Below are 20,951 nucleotides of genomic sequence, written 5' to 3' on the forward strand. Positions count from 1 at the left end.
GAAAAGAGCGGAGAATAGATCTTCCAGTGCTTTTCGTTGGAACTTTTCAGGTGTAAGAAAGGTCATGGCGGGCGCGGTGGCACCCTGTTCCGTGACCGAAACTGATAAAGAAATTGGTTAAAATATGAGAAAGTTGGGGGTTGACTTTGAGTTTGGTTTCGCTTAAAATGTATCGAAGATACGGCGTTGATGAGAATAGTACACAGGGATATGGCACAGAGAGGGATTCCCTCCGGCGTAGCCGGATGGTGGTGTGAGAGTCCTGCCGGGTGAACTGTGGAACCGGCCTCGGAGCTCTGCGTGATTGAAGCGTGGCGTGTTTTTCCGGCGTTAACGGAGTTTGAGAGAGTGCAGGGTGTCCTGTGCTAACTGGGGTGGTACCGCCGAAGTCATTCGGTCCCTTGTGTAGGGATCCGGAGGGCTTATTTTTTTGTCCGTAAAAAGGGACTGTATTTTCAGTGTACGGTTTATGGGACTTGAGTGAGCGTGAAGGATTCTGTTTGTTGCAGATCACAAGAAAAAGGAGATTTATCATGGCAAAAGAAAAGAAATTAGTACAGGCCATTACGTCTATGGATGAGGATTTTGCTCAGTGGTATACAGACGTTGTTAAGAAGGCTGAACTTTGCGGCTATACAAGCGTTAAGGGCTGTATGGCAATCAAACCTGCAGGTTATGCAATCTGGGAGAATATCCAGCATGAGCTTGACCGCAGATTCAAAGAGACTGGTGTAGAGAATGTTTATATGCCGATCTTTATCCCGGAGTCTCTTCTTGACAAAGAGAAGGATCATGTAGAGGGCTTTGCTCCGGAGGTTGCATGGGTGACTCATGGCGGTCTTGATCCGCTTCAGGAGAGACTTTGCGTACGTCCGACTTCTGAGACTCTGTTCTGTGATTTCTATCAGAAAGAGATCCAGTCCCACAGAGATCTTCCGAAAGTTTACAACCAGTGGTGCTCTGTTGTGCGCTGGGAAAAAACAACCCGTCCGTTCCTTCGTTCCAGAGAGTTCCTGTGGCAGGAGGGCCATACTGCACATGCAACAGCAGAGGAGGCAGAGGCTCGTACGATCCAGATGCTGAACCTGTATGCAGATTTCTGCGAGGAAGTTCTTGCTATCCCGGTTATCAAGGGCCAGAAGACAGAGAAGGAGAAATTCGCAGGTGCTGAGGCTACTTATACCATCGAGTCCCTGATGCATGACGGTAAGGCACTTCAGTCCGGTACAAGCCATAACTTCGGAGATGGTTTTGCGAAAGCATTCGGAATCCAGTACACAGATAAAGATAACACACTGAAATATGTTCATCAGACTTCCTGGGGAATGACAACACGTATGATCGGTGCAATCATCATGGTTCACGGTGATAACAGTGGTCTTGTTCTTCCTCCGAGAATTGCTCCGGTACAGACTGTGATCATTCCGATCCAGCAGCGTAAAGAGGGCGTTATGGAGAAGGCTGACGAGCTTCTTGCAGCACTGAAGGCAGCAGGTATCCGTGCGAAAGTTGACGCTACAGATAAGAGCCCGGGATTCAAATTTGCCGAGCAGGAGATGCGTGGTATTCCGATCCGTATTGAGTGTGGACCGAAGGATATCGAGAACGGTCAGGCTGTTCTGTGCCGAAGAGATACCCGTGAGAAATACACAGTATCCTTCGAGGAGCTTGCAGATAAGGTAAAAGAGCTTCTGGATACCATTCAGCATGATATGCTGGAGCGTGCACGTGCACACAGAGAGGCACACACTTATGTGGCAAAGAATTACGAGGAGTTCGGTGAGATCATCAACAGCAAGCCAGGCTTCATCAAAGCTATGTGGTGCGGCGACCGTGCATGTGAGGATAAGATCAAAGAAGATTTCCAGGCAACTTCAAGATGTATGCCATTTGAGCAGGAGCAGTTAAGTGATGTATGCGTATGCTGTGGAAAACCGGCTAAGAAGATGGTTTACTGGGGCCGTGCATACTAAATCATAAAAAATGCAGATATAAACAGCGGAGCAAAAAAATATGCTTCGCTGTTTTTTTATGGTATAATAACAGGGATTTCCTGATGCAATAATATAAGATTAACAGGGAGGTATTATGAAAATAGAGATACCACAAAAAGCGGCGCAGATTCTGCAGACACTTAATGAGGCCGGTTATGAGGCTTATGTTGTAGGCGGCTGTGTGCGGGATTCTATTCTGAACCGTGAGCCGGGAGACTGGGATATTACCACATCTGCCCTTCCGGAGCAGGTGAAAGCATTGTTCAGAAGAACGGTGGATACAGGAATCCAGCATGGAACTGTTACCGTAATGATAGAGAAAGAAGGGTTTGAGGTTACCACCTATCGGGTGGATGGAGAGTATCACGATGGCCGCCATCCGGAAAAAGTGACATTTACCAGAAGCCTTGAGGAAGATTTAAAGAGAAGAGATTTTACCATTAACGCCATGGCGTACCATCCGGAACATGGTCTGGTGGATCTGTTTGGCGGAATGGAAGACATTGATAAAAAGATCATCCGCTGTGTGGGAAATCCGGTAGAGCGTTTTACAGAGGATGCTCTGCGTATGCTTCGTGCAGTGCGATTTTCCGCACAGCTTGGTTTTGAGGTGGAAGAAAATACGAAGGCTGCGCTTTCCCGTATGTCCGGAAATCTTGAGCATGTCAGCGCAGAGCGGATCCAGACGGAGCTTGTGAAGCTGCTGGTGTCGACTCATCCGGATTACCTTCGGACAGCCTGGGAGACAGGACTTACCCGGAAATTTCTTCCGGAGTTTGATGCCTGCATGGAGACAGAACAGAATACGCCGCATCACTGCTACAGTGTAGGGGAGCATATTCTTAAGAGTCTTACGGAGATTGAAGCAGACAGACTTTTGCGTACCACCATGCTTCTCCATGATATAGCGAAGCCTGTGGTAAAAAAGACTGATGAGAATGGCAGGGATCATTTTAAGACCCACGGATCTGCAGGTGAAAAGCTTGCAGGAAAGATCCTGCGTCGTCTGAAATTTGACAATGCGACCATTCGAAGCACCTGCCGCCTGATCCGGTATCATGATCTTCGTCCGGCTCCCACACCGGAGGATGTGCGAAGATGTGTGAATCTTATAGGAGAAGATCTTTTTCCATTATATCTTAAGATACAAAAAGCAGACCTTCTGGCACAGAGCACCTACAAAAGAGAAGAGAAATTATCACGCCTGAACGGAGTGATCAAGGCTTATCAGGAAATTCTGGAAAGAGGAGAGTGCACTTCTCTGAAAACCCTGGCAGTTACAGGAAACGATCTGATACGAGCCGGACATCCGGCAGGTCCGGCACTCGGAGAGCTTCTTTCGAGGCTTCTGGATGCGGTACTGAAGGATCCGTCTCTTAACACAAAAGAGAAGCTGCTTTTCCTGGCAGCTGAAAGATCAGAAACAGAATAGAGAATAACAAAAATCCCCCCTGCATATGATAGAACGTAAAATATGGCAGGGGGGAACGTGTTTGTATGATTATGGTTTGAGCGTGCTGGAGCAGTATGGACTGACTGCGGGATCGTCAGGCAGAGTGAGGGGTGCACTTTTGTGCCAGACTGAGAAAGGTTCTGTGATCATCCGGGAATTTCACGGCTCTGAAAAAAAGATTGCCATGCAGCAGACGCTTCTTTTGAAGCTTAAGGAACAGGGATGTCAGGTAGATTTCTTTCTGGAAAATCAGGAAGGCAGTCTGGTGAGCAGGGATAAGGATGCCATTCCCTATACCGTACAGAACTGGCCGGAGGGCAGGGAATGTGACACAAAATCCGAAGCAGATATCCGCAAAAGTGTAAAAACACTGGCAGAACTTCATAAAAAAATGCAACTGCCCGTGGAAGAAGATTATAAAGGACGCAACCTCAGGGATGAATATACAAGACATAACCAGGAAATGAAAAAAATACGTATGTTTATCCGGAAAAAGGGAGCAGAAAATCAGTTTGAAAAAGAATATCTCTCAAGTGTGGAATGGTTCCTGGAAAAAGGTGAGGCGGCAGTCTCCATGCTGGAAATGACGGACTACCAGACACTTAGGGAAAAATCTCTGGCAGAGGGAAGTATCTGCCATGGAGAGTACAACCAGCATAATGTACTGATCCTTGGCCGCAATGTGTCAGTGACTAATTTCGGTCACTGGAGTTTTGATGTGCAGATGGCAGATCTTTACCGTTTTATGCGTAAGATTCTGGAAAAATACAGCTGGGATCCCCGCATGGCAGAAAAAATGCTGTCGGCCTACAATACGGTGCGCCCGATCTCGGAATCCGAATGGAAAAATCTGAAGGTGCGTTTTTTTTATCCGGAAAAATACTGGAAGCTTGCCAATTATTATTACACCCATAAAAAGGTGGTGGTTTCCGGAAAAAATGTGGAAAAGCTGCATACGCTGATCCGCCAGAAAAAACAGTGGGAGGAATTTCCGAAACAATGCTTCGGACAAAAATGATTATGAATATGGCAGAATATTACAAAAACAGAGCTTCCCTTTTTCAGAAAATTGTTATATAATACTAAATATATTATATGAAAGAAACAGGGAGGTATTTTGAAACATGGATTATAAGGAAATTTATAGTCAGTGGCTTGAAAATCCATACTTCGATGATGCGACAAAAGAAGAACTGAGAGCAATTAAAGACGATGAGAACGAGATCAAAGAGCGTTTTTACATGGATCTTGAGTTTGGTACGGCAGGCCTGCGCGGTATCATCGGCGCGGGTACCAACCGTATGAATATCTATGTTGTAAGAAGAGCAACACAGGGACTTGCCAACTACATTGCGAAGGTAGACAAGAAATCCCAGGGTGTTGCCATCGCATATGACTCCCGTCATATGTCACCGGAGTTTGCCCAGGAGGCAGCCCTTTGCCTGGCAGCTAACGGAATCAAGGCTTACATCTTCGAAACACTTCGTCCGACACCGGAGCTTTCTTTTGCAGTACGTCACTTAGGATGCGTTGCAGGTATCAACGTAACAGCCAGCCACAACCCACCGGAATACAACGGCTACAAGGTTTACTGGGAGGACGGCGCACAGATCACACCACCTCATGATTCCGGAATCATGGGAGAGGTAAAAGCAATCTCTGACTGGAATACAGTGAAGACCATGGATAAAGAAGAAGCAGTGAAGGCAGGACTTTTCGAGGTGATCGGACAGGCTGTTGATGATGCTTACATGGCAGAGCTTAAGAAACAGGTTATCCACATGGATGCGATCCAGGCAGAGGGTAAGAACCTGAAGATCGTTTACTCACCGCTTCATGGAACCGGTAATATTCCGGCAAGAAGAATCCTGAAAGAGCTTGGTTTTGAGAATGTATATGTAGTACCGGAGCAGGAGCTTCCGAACGGAGACTTCCCGACAGTCAGCTATCCGAACCCGGAGGCAGCAGAGGCATTTGAACTCGGACTTAAACTTGCAAAAGAGGTTGACGCAGATCTTGTTCTTGCAACAGATCCGGATGCAGACCGTCTTGGTGTCCGTGTAAAAGATAAGAATGGCGAGTATCATGACCTTACCGGAAACATGTCCGGATGCCTTCTTGCAAACTATGAGCTGAGCCAGAGAAAGGCTGTAAACGGAAGCCTTCCGGCAGACGGTGCTCTTGTAAAGACAATCGTTACAACCAACCTGGCAGATGCCATTGCCAAAGGATATGGTGTAAATCTTATCGAAGTACTTACCGGCTTCAAATACATCGGACAGCAGATCCTTGGCTTTGAGAACAGCGGCAAGGGTACATATCTTTTCGGATTTGAGGAGAGCTACGGCTGTCTGATCGGAACCTACGCAAGAGATAAAGATGCCATTGTTGCAACCATGGCACTGTGTGAGGCGGCAGCTTACTATAAGACACAGGGCAAGACTCTCTGGGATGCAATGATCGACATGTATGAGGAGTTCGGATACTACAAGGATGCGATCCAGGCAGTTACCATGAAGGGTATCGAGGGACTTGCGAAGATCCAGGAGATCATGACAACACTTCGTCAGAACCCGCCTGCAGAGTTTGCAGGACATAAGGTAACAGCAGTACGTGACTACAAGCTTGACGAGATCACAGATCTTGCAACAGGAGAGAAGAAACCTACAGGACTTCCGAATTCCAATGTTCTTTACTATGAACTCACAGACGATGCATGGGTTTGCGTAAGACCATCCGGAACAGAGCCGAAGGTCAAATTCTACTATGGAGTTAAAGGAACCTCTCTTGCTGATGCAGACGAGAAATCCGATGCAATGGGCAAGGCTGTTCTTGCAATGGTTGATTCCATGAAATAATATGGCCACACAGGACAGATATACGTTCGAAGAGCTTGTCAGCATTATCAGCAGGATCCGCAGAGAATGTCCGTGGGACAGTGTACAGACCCACGAGAGCCTGAAGGAATGCCTGACCAATGAGGTTCAGGAGGTTTTTGAAGGAATCGATCATTTCCGGGAGACCGGAGACAGTGATAATTTCTGTGAGGAACTTGGGGATATTCTGATGTTGCTTATCCTCCAGAGTGAGATCGCCCGTGAAGAGGGGCAGTTCACGATCGATGATGTGATCAGTGGCGTTGCAGACAAGATGAGATTTCGCCATCCGCGGATATTTTTTCCAGAAGACAAAGAAGCCTGCAGCCTTTCCTGGGAAGAACTGAAGAAGCGGGAAAAAATGGGCAGAAAATGCCCGTAATATGTGAAAAACCTTGACATTATAAGCCAAAAGGGTTATATATATAAAGCAAAGCCAAAAAATAAGAGAACATCAATTATAGGAGGAAACACCATGAATAAAACAGAGTTAGTAGCAGCAATGGCGAAAGATACCAATCTTTCCAAGAAAGATGTAGAAGCTGTTCTGAAATCTTTTATCGATGTTGTAACTGATGAACTGAAAAAAGGCGAGAAGGTTCAGCTTGTTGGATTTGGTACATTCGAAGTCAGCACAAGAGCTGCAAGAGAGGGAAGAAATCCTCAGACTGGTGAGACCATGACAATTGAGGCTTCCAAGTCTCCGAAGTTCAAAGCTGGAAAAGCTTTAAAGGACGTTGTTAACGGTAAATAATCTGTTGGTTCAGAGTGATAACAGCAGGAGAAACCTTAAAAACTGGTTTCTCCTGCTTTTTTTAGGAGGAAAAAATATGCGTCTTGATAAATATCTGAAAGTATCCAGACTGATCAAACGCCGCACAGTGGCAAATGAGGCCTGTGATGCGGGAAGAGTTCTGGTAAATGACAAGCCGGCCAAAGCATCTGTACAGGTGAAGACCGGGGACACCGTGGAGATCCAGTTCGGAAGCCGGAATGTTAAGGTGGAGGTTCTGGAAGTTAAAGACACTGTAAAAAAAGACGAAGTGGAGAGTATGTTCCGCTACATCTGACAAAAGCTATGTCTGTCAGAAGAGAGCTTTGACAGAATAACGCAGAGGTCTATTCCGGAATACTTTTTCATAAAATAACAGAGAAATCATGCTTGGGGAAACAGCGATTGGAAGAGAAGAGGTCCACAGTACTTCACAGGCTGATACTGGAAAGGCAGAAGGGCGGAACTGTTACAGGGATCCGTGAGGTAATCTCCTTTGATGAAAAAGAAATATTGCTGTATACAGAAGAAGGAAAGCTGTCGATAAAGGGCGGAGAGCTTCATATGAAGCAACTTGACCTGAAAAACGGAGAGATGAGTTTTGAGGGCAGGATCGACAGCCTGAACTATCTGGGCAGAAAAAAAGACAGAAAAGAAGAACCCTTTTTAAAAAGGCTGCTGCGTTAGACAAAAAAGCCGGCAAACTGGTTGATATTTTTTGGAATAAGATGTAAAATCTGGATGTATAAGCTCGTAAAAAAGAAACAGTTTGAAGCAGTAAAAAAGGAGCGGACAGATTGAAGAAACCAGGGAAGGGAAAAGGAAAGAAAAAAATCGGATACAACTATCTTGGCATGATCGGAATCACAACCATCGCGTTGATCCTTTTGGGTGGTCTTATGGTACAGAGTAAGGCACTTGAGAGGCGTCTGGATTATTATGATTCCAAGGCTGCTGCGCTTGAGACATCCATAGAGAATGAGAAGGAACGCACCAAGGATATCGATGCTCAGAAAGAATATATGAAAACAGATGAATATGTGGAGGAAGCGGCACGTGAGAAGCTTGGTCTCGTAAAAGATAACGAGATTGTATTTCAGGAAGAAAAATAGCCGAAAAAAGATATTTCCGGCGAAAAATTTTTTTCAGGCTTTCGTGCAGCTTTGACAGATATTTCAGAACACCTCCTTTATAATAGTCAGTCAGTGAAGATTATAAGGGGAGGGGAGAATATGCAGGAATGGATAATTGCCATGCTCGTAGTCAGCATACTGCTGATGCTTCGGGACATGGCAAAAACTGTCTTTTCGGGAAGAACACAGGAGAAAGAAGAACTGATACCGCCCGGTGAGAGCCATCCCCAGAAGGAAAAGGTGGAACGGTATGCAGAGTCATTTCGTAAGCTTGCAGATACTTTTTACGGGATGCCCTACCGGAAAGAATTCTTAAGCAGCGGCCAGCTGAACCGTATTGTTTCCGATACCAGTTCCGCAGTGTGTTCCAGGTGTTATCAGAGAGAAATCTGCTGGGGAGAACGTGCAGGAGAGACCCTTCGCTTAAGTGAAAATATGATCCGGACCATGGAGGAGGGCGATGAGGAGGCTGTTCGTCAGGTACGAAGCGAATGGATGGGTGCCTGTGGACGTTCGGCACAGTATTTTCAGGTGCTGGGAGAGGAATTCCGGGAAGAACGCCAGAATCTTGTCTGGGACAACCGCATGATCGAGAATCGTCTGGCTGTTGCACAGCAGCTTACGGAGATATCCAGGATCATGGATCATATGGCAGAGGAACTGTATGATATCATGCCAGCAGATCCCCGGTTTCGGGAAGATTTAAGAAAAGCTTTCAGGAAGAAACACATTGTCATAAAGCATGTCTGGGTGATGGACAGGATCGAGGGAAGACGACAGGTTTTTCTGAACTTACGGGCCCGCAGCGGCCAGTGCGTTTCCATGGTTGAAATCTCACAGATCTTATCCAGAATCTGTGGCTGTCACATGACTCCGGAGCAGGGCAGCAGGAGTACAGTCAACGGGGATTTTCATACCGTACATTTTGTGGAGGATGTAAGCTATCAGATGCTCTATGGAGTGGCCAGGCTTACAAGGGAACAGGAAAAGGTTTCCGGGGATAATTATATCTGCCGCCAGGAAGAGGATGGCAGGTTTTTCCTCTGCCTTTCTGATGGAATGGGCTCCGGCATGGAGGCTTTTAAGGAAAGTGAAATCGTGGTAGAGCTTCTGGAACAGTTTATGGAATCCGGGCTTTCACAGGAAACAGCAGCAAGAATGGTGAATTCCGCGCTGATCCTGAAAGGCAGGGAAGGAATATTTTCCACGGTGGATATCTGTGCGGTGGATCTTTACACAGGAATCTGCAATTTTCTGAAGGCAGGTGCATCTGCTACTTTTATCAAACGGGATCACTGGGTAGAATCCATTGCTTCAGAGAGCCTGGCAGCCGGGCTGGTGCAGCAGCTGGATTTTGACACGGCCTCCAGAAAGCTTTATCATGGAGATTATCTGATCATGATGACAGACGGGGTTCTGGATGCGCTTCCTGCCGAACGGGAGGAGGAAACCATGAAGGAGATCATCATGGACATCCGGGAAAAAGAGCCGAAAGAGATCGGAAGAGGAATTCTGGAGAGGGTTCTTGGATACAGCGATTACCGGGCACGTGATGATATGACAGTTGTGGTAGCAGGCTTGTGGAAAAAATAAGAGTTTTGTACAGGAGAAAAAATGCTTGAACGTGTAAAAAAATATATCAGGGAAAATCATATGTTGAAGACAGGAGATCTGGTCGCAGCAGGGGTATCCGGCGGTGCGGACTCCATTGCCATGCTGCATATCCTGAAACAGCTTCAGACGGAATTTGGCTTTTTACTGGAGGCAGTCCATGTTCATCATGGAATCCGCGGAGAAGAGGCCGACAGGGATGAAAAACTTGTCCGGGATATTTGCAGGGAATGGGAGATTCCTTTTCGGAGTTATCATTATCCGGTTCCTGAGCTCTCGAAGAAGTGGAAGCTTGGCGAGGAAGAAACAGGAAGGCTTGTTCGGAAAGAAGCTTTTTTCAGGGAAAGAGAACGGCTGGGATTTCCGGAGCAAAGCTCTGACGGGGAACCTCAGTTTCTTGTGGCACTGGCCCATAACCGCAACGATCTGGCAGAAACCATGCTGCATCATCTGGCGCGTGGAACCGGCATCCGGGGACTTGCGGGAATCCGCCCATGCAGTGGAAAAATCATCCGTCCGGTTTTATGTTTAGAAAGACGGGAAATTGTCAATTATCTGAAAGAAAGGGAAATTTCATACATTACGGACAGCACCAATCTTTCGGATGAATATACCAGGAACCGGATTCGTCATCATGTTCTGCCTGTCATGGAAAAAGAGATCAACTCCGGTGCTGTGGAGCATATGGCGGAGACAGCCAGGGTTCTTGCAGAGGCAGAGGAATATCTCTGTAAAAAAGGCTGCGAGCTTCTGGAGCACTGTACACAGAAAAAAGGATATCTTCTGGTGGAGAGTTTTTTCAGGGAAGCGCATATCATTCAGGAATATGCGGTGCTGGAAGCCTTTGGGCGTCTGGCAGGGAAAAGAAAGGATTTTACCGCCCTTCATGTGGAACAGGTGCTTTCTCTTCGTGAAAAAACTACCGGACGTTATATACAGCTACCCAGGGAACTAAGAGCTGTCCGCGTTTATGAAGGTGTCCGCCTGGAACGGACAGATAACGAAAGCGTCAGAAGAATCGATGAGACTGCACCGGAAACTCTGGCGGAACTTTTGTGGGAGATTCCGGTTCCGGGAACTCTGGAATGCCCGTTCGGTATTTTTGAAGCAAAAATTTTTCCCTATAAGAACCAGAAGATTGAAGAAAAAAAGTGTACGAAATGGTTCGATTATGATAAAATAAAAACTGGTCCATGCGTTCGCACCAGAAGACAGGGAGATTTTCTTGTTGTGAACCGTGAAGGCGGCAGGAAGAAGCTGAACAGGATCTTTATTGACGAGAAGATCCCGGCAGAGTTAAGAGATCAGATTCCTGTTATCGCGGTCGGCGAAGAGATCCTCTGGATCCCGGGAGGACGGATGAACGAACAGTATAAAATCGCTTCCACTACAGGGAGAGTGTTGGAATTACATTACCAAGGAGGAGTTTTAACATGAGCGAAAAAATCAGAGTTTTACTCAGCGAAGAGAAGGTAGATGCCCGTATTCAGGAAGTTGCAGACATGATCAACAAGGATTATGAAGGCAAAGATGTGCATATGATCTGCGTTCTTAAGGGTGGCGTTTTCTTTATGTGTGAGCTTGCCAAGAGGATCACACGTCCGGTAACTCTGGATTTCATGTCTGTATCCAGCTATGGAGATGATACGAAATCAAGTGGCATCGTAAAGATCGTCAAGGATCTTGATCAGCCGCTGGAAGGTAAGGATGTTCTGATCGTGGAGGATATCATTGATTCCGGAAGAACCTTAAGCTATCTTCTTCGTATCCTGAATGGCAGACATCCGGCCAGCATCAAGCTCTGTACACTTCTTGACAAACCGGAGAGACGTGTGACAGATGTAGAGGTAGATTACTGCTGCTTCAATATTCCGGATGAGTTCGTGGTAGGATATGGTCTGGATTATGCCCAGAAATACAGAAACCTTCCTTACATCGGAGTAGTGGAGCTTCAGGACTGAAAGGAGAATTAACCAAGTGAGCAAGCATTCAGGTAAGATAGGCCTGTACCTGCTGCTTATTGTGGCGCTGATTGCAGGATATCTGTATCTTAATGACCAGGTATCTACCCAGGGAAGCTACACAATGGGACAGCTGGAGAAGGCCCTGGAAGAAGACAAGGTAACGGATGCTGTGATCCATCAGAACAGAGAAGTGCCCACCGGTTATGTAACAGCAGACATTGTTTCAGATGGTCAGAGAACCGTCTACGTAACCGACGTAAAAGAGGCAGAGGAGCTTCTTGAGAAGTATGATATCGATCCGACGATCCGCAATGTGCCAAGAGACAGCTCTATGATCGGAACAGTGCTTCCAATCGTACTGACAGGTGCGATTTTTATCTTTTTCTTCATGATGATGAACCGTCAGATGTCCGGAGGCGGCGGAAGCAATGCGAAGATGATGAACTTCGGCAAGAGCAGAGCCAGAATGTCCTCCCCGGATGACAAGAAAGTAACATTTAAAGATGTTGCAGGTCTCCAGGAGGAAAAAGAGGATCTTGAGGAGGTTGTTGACTTTCTGAAATCTCCTCAGAAGTACACCAAGGTCGGTGCCCGTATCCCGAAAGGAGTTATTCTTGTAGGCCCTCCTGGAACCGGTAAGACACTTCTTGCAAAAGCAGTTGCAGGAGAAGCTGGTGTACCGTTTTTCTCCATTTCCGGATCGGATTTTGTGGAGATGTTTGTAGGTGTAGGTGCATCCCGTGTGCGTGACCTTTTTGAAGAAGGTAAGCGCCATGCACCGTGTATCATTTTTATTGATGAGATCGATGCAGTTGCCCGCCAGAGAGGTACCGGTATGGGCGGCGGCCACGATGAGAGAGAACAGACGTTGAACCAGCTTCTGGTTGAGATGGATGGTTTCGGCGTTAATGAAGGAATCATCGTAATGGCAGCTACCAACCGTGTGGATATTCTGGATCCGGCGATTCTTCGTCCGGGAAGATTTGACCGTAAGGTTGGTGTAGGGCGCCCGGATGTCAAGGGAAGAGAAGAGATCCTTATGGTCCATGCCAAGGATAAGCCGCTGGGAGATGATGTGGATCTTAAACAGATCGCTCAGACAACAGCCGGATTTACAGGTGCAGATCTGGAAAACCTTCTCAATGAGGCTGCCATTGACGCAGCAAGAGAGGGTCGCCCGTATATCATGCAGAAGGATATCAAGGCAGCATTTATCAAGGTAGGAATCGGAGCAGAGAAGAAGAGCAAGGTGATCTCCGACAAAGAGAAGAAGATCACCGCTTACCATGAGGCAGGACATGCGATTCTTTTCCATGTTCTTCCATATATGGATCCGGTTTATACCATTTCTATTATTCCGACAGGTATGGGAGCAGCAGGTTATACCATGCCGCTGCCGGATAACGATGAGATGTTTAACACACGAAATAAGATGCTGGAGGATATCACCACACTTCTTGGCGGTCGTGTGGCAGAGGAGATCATCTTCGGAGACATTACAACAGGTGCTTCCAATGATATCAAGCGCGCCACAGAGACAGCCCGTTCCATGGTAATGAAGTACGGTATGTCCGATAAGATCGGTCTGATCGCCTACGGAAATGACGACGATGAGGTATTTATCGGCCGTGACCTGGCACATACAAGAGGCTACAGCGAAGAAGTAGCCAGGGAGATCGATGCTGAGATCTCAAGGATCATCAACGAGTGCCACGAAAAAGCTACCAGCATTATAAGGGAACATATGGACGTTCTTCACGGCTGTGCAGCTCTTCTTCTTGAGAAGGAAAAAGTACATCGCGAAGAGTTTGAAGCACTTTTTACAGCAGAAAAAACAGAGGTTGCAGAAACAAACGAATAAAGTGCACAAAAAACAATATCAATTTTTGTGAACTTTGTGCACACTTTTGGGTGGACGCATGGTACTATATATACCGTAAAAACCCCCCAATACATTATATAGTTTTTGCTACACCCCATAAGAAGAAATACCTTCTCCAAAAAAGGCAGCCTAACCAGCTGCCTTTTTTACTGCGTAAAAATAAACTGAGATAACTGGCAGGGAATACTTGCAGGATGGAAAAAATTACGATAATATACTTAATATGAGTGCTAAAAACAGAGCGAGGGAAATAGAATGTTACATGAAAGCATGGAGACCGCAAAAAAAATGCAGTATATACTCAATATGAGTCCTGTATTAAATAAAGACGCAATGTTCAGCGACGGAACCGAATATTACCGGACACCGACAGAGCCTAAGACCGGTGATACAGTTACGATCCGTTTCCGGACGCAGCGCAACAATGTGGATAGTGTCTGCCTTGTACATGACGGAGAATATCTGGAAATGAAACGGGAGAAGACATCAGGAAGCTTTGATTACTATACTGCACAGGTTATAATGGGGAAAGATATCCTGCGATATTATTTTGAGATTCATTCAGGCCTTGTTACCTGTTATTATGATACCAATGGCGTCAGCACCTGGCATGAGGAGCGAACGGAGTTTGAGATCTATCCGGACTATCATGTACCGGAGTGGCTGAAAGGTGCTGTCATGTACCAGATCTATGTAGATCGTTTTTATAACGGAGATCCGTCCAATGATGTGGAGACAGGAGAATATTCCTACATTGGCGATATTTCCGTGAAGGTGGATGACTGGGGGAAGATTCCGGCAGTCATGGGCGTGAGAGAGTTTTACGGTGGAGACCTTAAGGGTGTGATGGATAAGCTGGATTACCTGCAGCAGCTGGGAGTGGACGTGATCTATCTGAATCCGGTTTTTGTATCACCAAGTAATCATAAATACGACTGTCAGGATTATGATCATATTGATCCGCATATTGGCAGGATCGTGGAGGACTGTGACGGGCTTTTAAGTCCCGGAGACAGGGATAATACACATGCGGCCAAGTATATCCGCCGTGTGACAGATAAGAAGAATCTGGAGGCCAGTAACGCTCTGTTCCGGGAGCTTGTGGAGGAGATCCACAGAAGAGGCATGAAGGTGATCCTGGATGGTGTATTTAACCACTGTGGTTCCTTTAATAAATGGATGGACAGAGAGCGTATCTATGAGAACCAGGAGGGATACGAGAAGGGCGCTTACGTTTCTGCGGACAGCCCCTACCGTTCATTTTTTTGCTTCCAGGATGAAAACCGGTGGCCGTGCAATCCCTCTTATGAAGGATGGTGGACGCATGATACGCTTCCGAAGCTGAACTACGAAGGCTCCGAGGAGCTTTGCCAGACGATCCTTAACGTAGGAAAGAAATGGGTCTCTCCGCCTTATAATGTAGATGGCTGGAGACTGGATGTGGCGGCAGATCTTGGACACAGCAATGAGTTTAATCATAACTTCTGGAAAAAATTCCGCAAAGTTGTGAAGGAGGCGAATCCGGAGGCAGTAATCCTGGCCGAGCATTACGGGAATCCGGAGAGCTGGCTTCTTGGCGACGAGTGGGATACTGTGATGAACTATGATGCTTTTATGGAGCCTGTGACCTGGTTTCTCACAGGAATGGAGAAGCACAGTGATGAGTACAGAAGTGATCTCTACGGAAACAGTGATGCCTTTATTTCGGCAATGAAGCACCATATGCGTTCTCTTCATATGGGCGCACTTTATGGGGCTATGAATGAGCTTTCCAACCACGACCACTCCCGGTTTCTTACCAGAACCAATCACAGAGTTGGACGAATTTCCTATGCAGGAGCGGAGGCTGCATCTGCCAATATTAATCCTGCGATCATGAGAGAGGCTGTTGCGATCCAGATGACATGGCCGGGGGCCCCGACTGTATATTATGGGGATGAAGCCGGTGTGTGCGGTTTTACGGATCCGGATAACAGAAGAACCTATCCCTGGGGAAAAGAAGATCAGGCGATGCTGGATTTTCACAAGAGAATGATCTGCATACACAAGGCATATCCGCTTCTTGCCAGAGGCTCGCTGGAGTTTCTGTGGAATGATTATCAGGGCTTAAGCTATGGCCGGTTTTCGGACGATGAACAGATCATTGTGATCATCAACAACCAGGAATATGAGAGAGATGTGAGGGTGACAGCCTGGAAAACAGGCATAAGCCGGAAGGAAGAAACTGCTTTTCAGAGAATTATGCTTTCCTCGAAAGATGGTTATACAGAGGATGCACAAGAATATATAGCGGACGCGGGAATTCTTCAGATAAGAATGCCTGCATTTGGCGTGATGATACTCCATCATGGAGCAAGAAATAAATACAAATAATGTACTGGCGGGCTTTCCTGCGGAGAAAACGCAGAGAGGATGCCAGAAAGGAGAAAATACGATGACGATTGAAGAATGCTACAATTCTATTGGAAGTAATTATGAGGAGGTTCTTGGACGATTCGCAGGAAACAAGATGTTGGTTGAGAAATTTGCCCGTAAATTTGTAGATGATCCAAGTTATCAGATGCTTACAGAAACACTGGAAAAAAAGGATTATGAAGAGGCATTCCGTGCAGCCCATACCTTAAAAGGCGTATGTGCAAACCTTGGGTTTACCCAGTTATTCAAGGTTTCCAGAGACATTACAGAGGAGCTGAGAGGCGGAAATCCGGATGAGTCCAAGTTGCCGGAACTGTTTGAAAAGATAACTGACGAGTACAAAAAGACAGTAGATGCTATCAACAGTGTGAATGAGTGAAAGTAAATGATAAAAATCTGCCGGATATGTCCGTAATGGAATTTGGCAGATATAAAAAAGCCGGTCTGAAACTCCCTTCCCCGGGGAATCTTCAGACCGGCTTTTTCAGTTATTCTTCTGTTACATGTTCAAGTCCCTGATTCATGATGGTTGCCACATGGCTGTCTGCCAGGGAGTAGAAAATCGTTTTTCCGTCTCTGCGGAACTTGACCAGTGACATCTGTTTCAGCACACGGAGCTGATGGGAGATCGCACTCTGTGTCATGGAAAGCCTGTCAGCGATATCCTGGACACAGAGCTCTTCTACAGAAAGTATATACAGGATACGGATCCTGGTAGGGTCGCCGAAAACCTTGAAAAGGTCTGCAAGTCTGTAGAGTGTATCATCGTTGATCGGGTAATCTATATGTGGTTTCTTCATTTGCGCATCCTCCAAAATATTAACTTCTATTGTAGCTGAAAAAACCGTACCGGTCAAATTAATTTCCTGTGATTATTTTTTATACAGGATACGAATGGAATTCAGCACGCAGATCATGGCAACGCCGGTGTCCGCAAATACAGCCATCCACATGTTTGCGTGTCCTGCAAGACCAAGGATCATAACTGCAATCTTGATCACAAGAGCAAATACTACGTTCTGCCATGCAATGCGGTTGGTGTTCTTTGCAATGGAAACGGACTGCGGGATCGCATCTACGTTGGAATTCATAAATACGGCGTCAGCAGCTTCGATAGCGGCATCAGCACCGCTTCCCATAGCAGCACCCACATCAGCACCTGCAAGTACAGGAGCATCGTTTATTCCGTCACCGACAAACATTACAGTTCCATGTTCCTGACGGATCTTCTTTAATGCGTTCAGCTTATCTTCAGGAAGAAGTTTTGCATAGATCTCGTCAATTCCGGCTTCTTTTCCAACAGCCTGAGCACTGTCCTCAGAGTCGCCGGTAAGCATAACTGTGTGAAGACCAAGTTTCTTGAGAGAAGCGATGGCATTTTTTGCATCTGGTTTGATGGTATCGGAAATTAACATATATCCGGCGAATTTTCCGTTTACAGCCATGAATACTTCAGATCCGTAAGCTGCTTCGTGAAGTTCTCCGATGGTAACACCGAATTTATCCATCAGTTTGCGGTTTCCGCAGAGGACTTTGCCTTCCGGCATCTGGGCAGAGATTCCGTAGCCGGAGATCTCTTCAAGGGAAAGAGGTTTCTCGAGGCTTATTCCCCGCTCTTTTGCGGCAGCTACGATACTGTTTGCAATTGGGTGAGTGGAGTTCTGTTCGCAGCCTGCGCACATGGCAAGAAGCTGAGTTTCGTTATATTCTCCGGTGGTAACAACTTTCTGGAGCTGGAAATTACCTTCTGTGATCGTACCGGTCTTATCCATGACAACAGCACCGAGATGACTTAAGCCTTCGATAGAAAGACCACCTTTAAAGAGGATTCCTTTTTTGGAGCCTGCTCCGATTCCGGAGAAGAAAGCAAGCGGAATACTAAGTACAAGTGCACATGGGCAGCTCATTACCAGGAACGTGATAGCTGTGTAGATCCAGTAATGCCAGTTTCCTGTTACCAGGGAAGGAATCAGTGCGGTTGCAATGGCGATTCCTACAACACAAGGAGTATATACTTTTGCAAAACGTGTGATGAAACGGTCAATCTTCGGTTTGCTTGCAGCGGCATTTTCTACGGAGTCAAGAATTCGTGTAACCATGGATTCTTCCAGAGGTTTTTCCACGCGGATCTTAAGCTGTCCGGAGGTATTGACGCAGCCGGAAGTGATCTCGGCGCCTTCGTTTACGGCAACTGGTACAGGCTCTCCGGTGATCGGGGATGTATCGATACGGCTGTTACCTTCGATAATCACGCCATCCAGAGGAATACGGTCTCCCGGGCGGACGAGAAGAATATCGCCGATCTGGGCTTCCTCGGAAGGGATAACCTGGATATCATCGCCTGTGACAAGATTTACAACTTCAGGTCGGAGGTCAACGGCATCCATGATCTGTCCGCGGCTTCGCTCAACGGCTTTTTCCTCAAAAAGCTCACCGATACGGTAGAAGAGCATAACGCCTACGGCTTCTGCAGAATCATTGATGGCAAAAGCGGCAAGTGTTGCAACACTCATCAGGAAGTTTTCATCGAAAATCTGTCCGTGGGAGATGTTTTTGGCTGCTTTTACAACGATCACACCGCCAAGTGCCAGGTATGCGACCACAAAAATAGGAAGAGTAGCACTGGTACCAAAGCCTTTGTGTTCCATGATCTCACCGGCAACGAAAAGGATCGCGCCGAGGATGATACAGATGGTATCAATCTTCTCTTTGGAAAAGGCTTTTTTGGAAGACTGTTTCTGCTCTTCGGAATGTGTGGCCTGTGCCTTTGGTTTCGGATCTTTTTCTTTTACAATGACCTCAGATTCGATAGAGGTACAGATTCTGCGGATATCGGAAAGATAACGGTCAGGATTTTTTGCAGTTACGCGAAGCTGTTTTGTGGCAAAAGTGATCGTTGCATCGGAAATGCCGTCAAGGTTGGCAATCTGTTTTTCCATCTTGGAGGCACAGTTGGCACAGCCGAGATTTTCCAGGATATAGGTTTTGGTTTTTGCTCCGGCGGAAGCTGTGGGTTTCGGATCTCTCGGGACAACTTTGACCTCGGATTCAATGGAGGTGCAGATCTTGCGGATCTGTGGCAGCAGGGCATCCGGATCCTTTGCGTTTAAGCGAAGCTGCTTTGTAGCAAATGTGATGGTTGCATTTTCCACGCCGTCAAGATGCTGGATCTGTTCCTCCATCTTGGAAGCGCAGTGTGCACAGCCAAGGTTCTCCAGGATGTATACGCGTTTGGCGGTGTGAGAACTGTGATCGTGGTGGTGATGATGTTCATGGTTGTGATCCTCGCAACCGCAACCGCAATCGCAGTGGTCATCGTGGTGGTGATGCTCATGTTCATGGTTGTGATCCTCGCAGCCACAATCACAGTGATCATCGTCATGGTGATGATGTTTATGGTTGTGTTCATGGTCGTGATCTTCACACCCACAGTCACAATGGTCGTCGCCGTCGTGGTGGTGATGCTCATGTTCGTGTTCATGATCTTCACAGCCACAACCGCAATGATTATCGTCGTGGTGCTGATGATCGTGATTGTGTTCTTGTTCATGATCTTCGCACCCGCAACCACAATGGTGGTCATCATCATGGTGATGATGTTCATGGTTGTGTTCATGATCCTCACACCCACAACCACAGTGCTCCTCGTTATGTCCATGATGATGCTCATGCTTGTGATCATCATGCTCATCGTGACTGTGCCCGTCATGATGGTCGTGGCCGCAGCCACAGGAATCAACTGACTCCATGGAATTGTTTTTTAACTTTTCTTCCATATGAAATCTCCTTGAAAATTTATATGAATATATGATTGAATGTTCATATGACTATTTAATCATATATATATCACCCTGTCAAGCGTTTTTCAAAAAAGAATCAGAGAAATGTAAAATCTATTGCAAAAGAAATATAGAAAAACTTAATATTTTCTGAAAAAATAATCTATTTTATAATTCATGTATAACATGTTATACTTTAAATAAGTAAAGAAAGAAAGGAAGGTAAGCAACATGTACAGTATCGACTTAAACAGTGACATGGGTGAGAGCTTTGGCGCATATAAGCTGGGCGGAGACGAAGAAATCATTAAATATGTCACAACAGCAAACGTAGCATGTGGCTGGCATGCAGGCGATCCGATGGTAATGGATAAGGTAGTCCGCATGGCAAAGGAACGTGGCGTTATGGTTGGAGCCCATCCTGGATATCCTGATCTTCTTGGCTTTGGACGTAGAAAGATGGTTCTCTCTCATGATGAAGTTAAGAATTACGTCAGATATCAGATAGGAGCTCTGGCTGCTTTCACTAAGAGCTACGGAATGAAGCTTCAGCATGTCGCTCCTCATGGAGCAATGGGAAATGCCTGCCAGTATGACGAGGACATTTCCACAGCGATCTGCGAGGCAATCTGTGAGTATGACAAAGATCTGATCGTTTACTACTGTGCAGGAGCAGTTCTTGGTGATATCGCTGAGAGCAAGGGACTTCGTACAGCATCTGAGATTTTTGCAGACCGTGCATACATGGATGATCTTTCTCTTGTACCGAGAAAGATGGAGGGGTCCATGATCACAGATGAGAACGTTGCCATCGAAAGATGCGTGAAGATGATCAAAGAAGGTAAAGTCACATCCATCAACGGAAAAGAGCTTGACATCAAAGGTGACACACTCTGTGTACACGGAGACGGACCGAAAGCACTTGCTTTTGTACAGAAGATCCGTGAGAAATTCACAGAAGAGGGTATTGAGATCAAACACTTATAAAAACTAAATAAAGTACATTCATATGAGAGATAGAATGCCGGATAAATCAAAGGAGATTTAAAACAAGGGATTACTGCGATGATTT

At 46.3% G+C, this 20,951-nt stretch carries 18 protein-coding genes; 16 read left to right on the top strand and 2 right to left on the bottom strand.

Annotated features, from left to right (window positions below):
- Positions 1 to 533: 533 nt before the first annotated feature.
- The 15 genes from proS to WMO28_RS10890 all read left to right on the top strand — a co-directional run bounded on the left by proS (position 534) and on the right by WMO28_RS10890 (position 16,479).
- A complete protein-coding gene (gene proS, locus WMO28_RS10820; RefSeq protein WP_349056989.1) occupies positions 534 to 1,973 on the top strand; it encodes a proline--tRNA ligase in 1,440 nt (479 codons plus the stop codon).
- 115 nt (positions 1,974 to 2,088) lie between these two features.
- Entirely contained in the window at positions 2,089 to 3,426 is a 1,338-nt protein-coding gene (locus WMO28_RS10825) for a CCA tRNA nucleotidyltransferase (RefSeq protein WP_349056991.1), read from the top strand.
- Positions 3,427 to 3,487: 61 nt separating this feature from the next.
- Positions 3,488 to 4,465 carry a CotS family spore coat protein gene (locus WMO28_RS10830; RefSeq protein WP_349056992.1) on the top strand — a complete coding sequence of 326 codons (978 nt, stop codon included), beginning with the start codon at positions 3,488 to 3,490 and terminating at the stop codon, positions 4,463 to 4,465.
- Positions 4,466 to 4,571: 106 nt separating this feature from the next.
- Positions 4,572 to 6,305, top strand: coding sequence for a phospho-sugar mutase (locus tag WMO28_RS10835; protein ID WP_178644545.1), 1,734 nt, complete (start codon positions 4,572 to 4,574; stop codon positions 6,303 to 6,305).
- Between the two features lies 1 nt (position 6,306).
- Positions 6,307 to 6,705, top strand: a complete 399-nt coding sequence (locus tag WMO28_RS10840; RefSeq protein WP_178644547.1) for a MazG nucleotide pyrophosphohydrolase domain-containing protein — start codon at positions 6,307 to 6,309, stop codon at positions 6,703 to 6,705.
- Between the two features lie 39 nt (positions 6,706 to 6,744).
- Entirely contained in the window at positions 6,745 to 7,077 is a 333-nt protein-coding gene (locus WMO28_RS10845) for an HU family DNA-binding protein (RefSeq protein WP_349057019.1), read from the top strand.
- Between the two features lie 76 nt (positions 7,078 to 7,153).
- A complete protein-coding gene (locus WMO28_RS10850; RefSeq protein WP_118062154.1) occupies positions 7,154 to 7,393 on the top strand; it encodes an RNA-binding S4 domain-containing protein in 240 nt (79 codons plus the stop codon).
- A 107-nt stretch (positions 7,394 to 7,500) separates the two neighbouring features.
- Complete coding sequence (gene yabP, locus WMO28_RS10855) at positions 7,501 to 7,782, top strand: sporulation protein YabP (protein ID WP_178644551.1); 282 nt, start codon at positions 7,501 to 7,503, stop codon at positions 7,780 to 7,782.
- A 110-nt stretch (positions 7,783 to 7,892) separates the two neighbouring features.
- Positions 7,893 to 8,207 carry an FtsB family cell division protein gene (locus tag WMO28_RS10860; protein ID WP_349056993.1) on the top strand — a complete coding sequence of 105 codons (315 nt, stop codon included), beginning with the start codon at positions 7,893 to 7,895 and terminating at the stop codon, positions 8,205 to 8,207.
- A 120-nt stretch (positions 8,208 to 8,327) separates the two neighbouring features.
- Positions 8,328 to 9,821 (top strand): SpoIIE family protein phosphatase, encoded by a 1,494-nt coding sequence (locus tag WMO28_RS10865; protein ID WP_349056994.1) that lies wholly within the window; start codon positions 8,328 to 8,330, stop codon positions 9,819 to 9,821.
- 21 nt (positions 9,822 to 9,842) lie between these two features.
- Positions 9,843 to 11,276 carry a tRNA lysidine(34) synthetase TilS gene (gene tilS, locus WMO28_RS10870; protein WP_349056995.1) on the top strand — a complete coding sequence of 478 codons (1,434 nt, stop codon included), beginning with the start codon at positions 9,843 to 9,845 and terminating at the stop codon, positions 11,274 to 11,276.
- Positions 11,273 to 11,800, top strand: coding sequence for a hypoxanthine phosphoribosyltransferase (gene hpt / locus WMO28_RS10875; protein WP_349056997.1), 528 nt, complete (start codon positions 11,273 to 11,275; stop codon positions 11,798 to 11,800). Before tilS ends, hpt begins: the two co-directional genes overlap by 4 nt.
- Before the next feature lie 16 nt (positions 11,801 to 11,816).
- Entirely contained in the window at positions 11,817 to 13,664 is a 1,848-nt protein-coding gene (ftsH, locus tag WMO28_RS10880; protein ID WP_349056998.1) for an ATP-dependent zinc metalloprotease FtsH, read from the top strand.
- Positions 13,665 to 13,940: 276 nt separating this feature from the next.
- On the top strand, positions 13,941 to 16,058 hold the full coding sequence (locus WMO28_RS10885; RefSeq protein WP_349056999.1) for a glycoside hydrolase family 13 protein: 2,118 nt from the start codon (positions 13,941 to 13,943) through the stop codon (positions 16,056 to 16,058).
- A 61-nt stretch (positions 16,059 to 16,119) separates the two neighbouring features.
- Positions 16,120 to 16,479: an Hpt domain-containing protein gene (locus tag WMO28_RS10890; protein ID WP_178644561.1), complete on the top strand. Its 360-nt coding sequence runs from the start codon at positions 16,120 to 16,122 to the stop codon at positions 16,477 to 16,479.
- A gap of 109 nt (positions 16,480 to 16,588) precedes the next feature.
- On the opposite strand, the gene WMO28_RS10895 is transcribed toward WMO28_RS10890, so the two are convergent.
- Both WMO28_RS10895 and WMO28_RS10900 read right to left on the bottom strand, forming a co-directional pair.
- Positions 16,589 to 16,900: a metalloregulator ArsR/SmtB family transcription factor gene (locus WMO28_RS10895; protein WP_178644563.1), complete on the bottom strand. Its 312-nt coding sequence runs from the start codon at positions 16,898 to 16,900 to the stop codon at positions 16,589 to 16,591.
- A gap of 72 nt (positions 16,901 to 16,972) precedes the next feature.
- On the bottom strand, positions 16,973 to 19,321 hold the full coding sequence (locus WMO28_RS10900) for a heavy metal translocating P-type ATPase (RefSeq protein ID WP_435376358.1): 2,349 nt from the start codon (positions 19,319 to 19,321) through the stop codon (positions 16,973 to 16,975).
- A gap of 789 nt (positions 19,322 to 20,110) precedes the next feature.
- Between WMO28_RS10900 and WMO28_RS10905 the strand changes: the two genes are divergently transcribed.
- Entirely contained in the window at positions 20,111 to 20,866 is a 756-nt protein-coding gene (locus WMO28_RS10905; RefSeq protein WP_119240828.1) for a LamB/YcsF family protein, read from the top strand.
- Positions 20,867 to 20,951 lie beyond the last annotated feature (85 nt).

Origin of the sequence: Blautia aquisgranensis (assembly GCF_040096615.1) — a bacterium.
Lineage (GTDB): Bacteria > Bacillota > Clostridia > Lachnospirales > Lachnospiraceae > Blautia_A > Blautia_A aquisgranensis.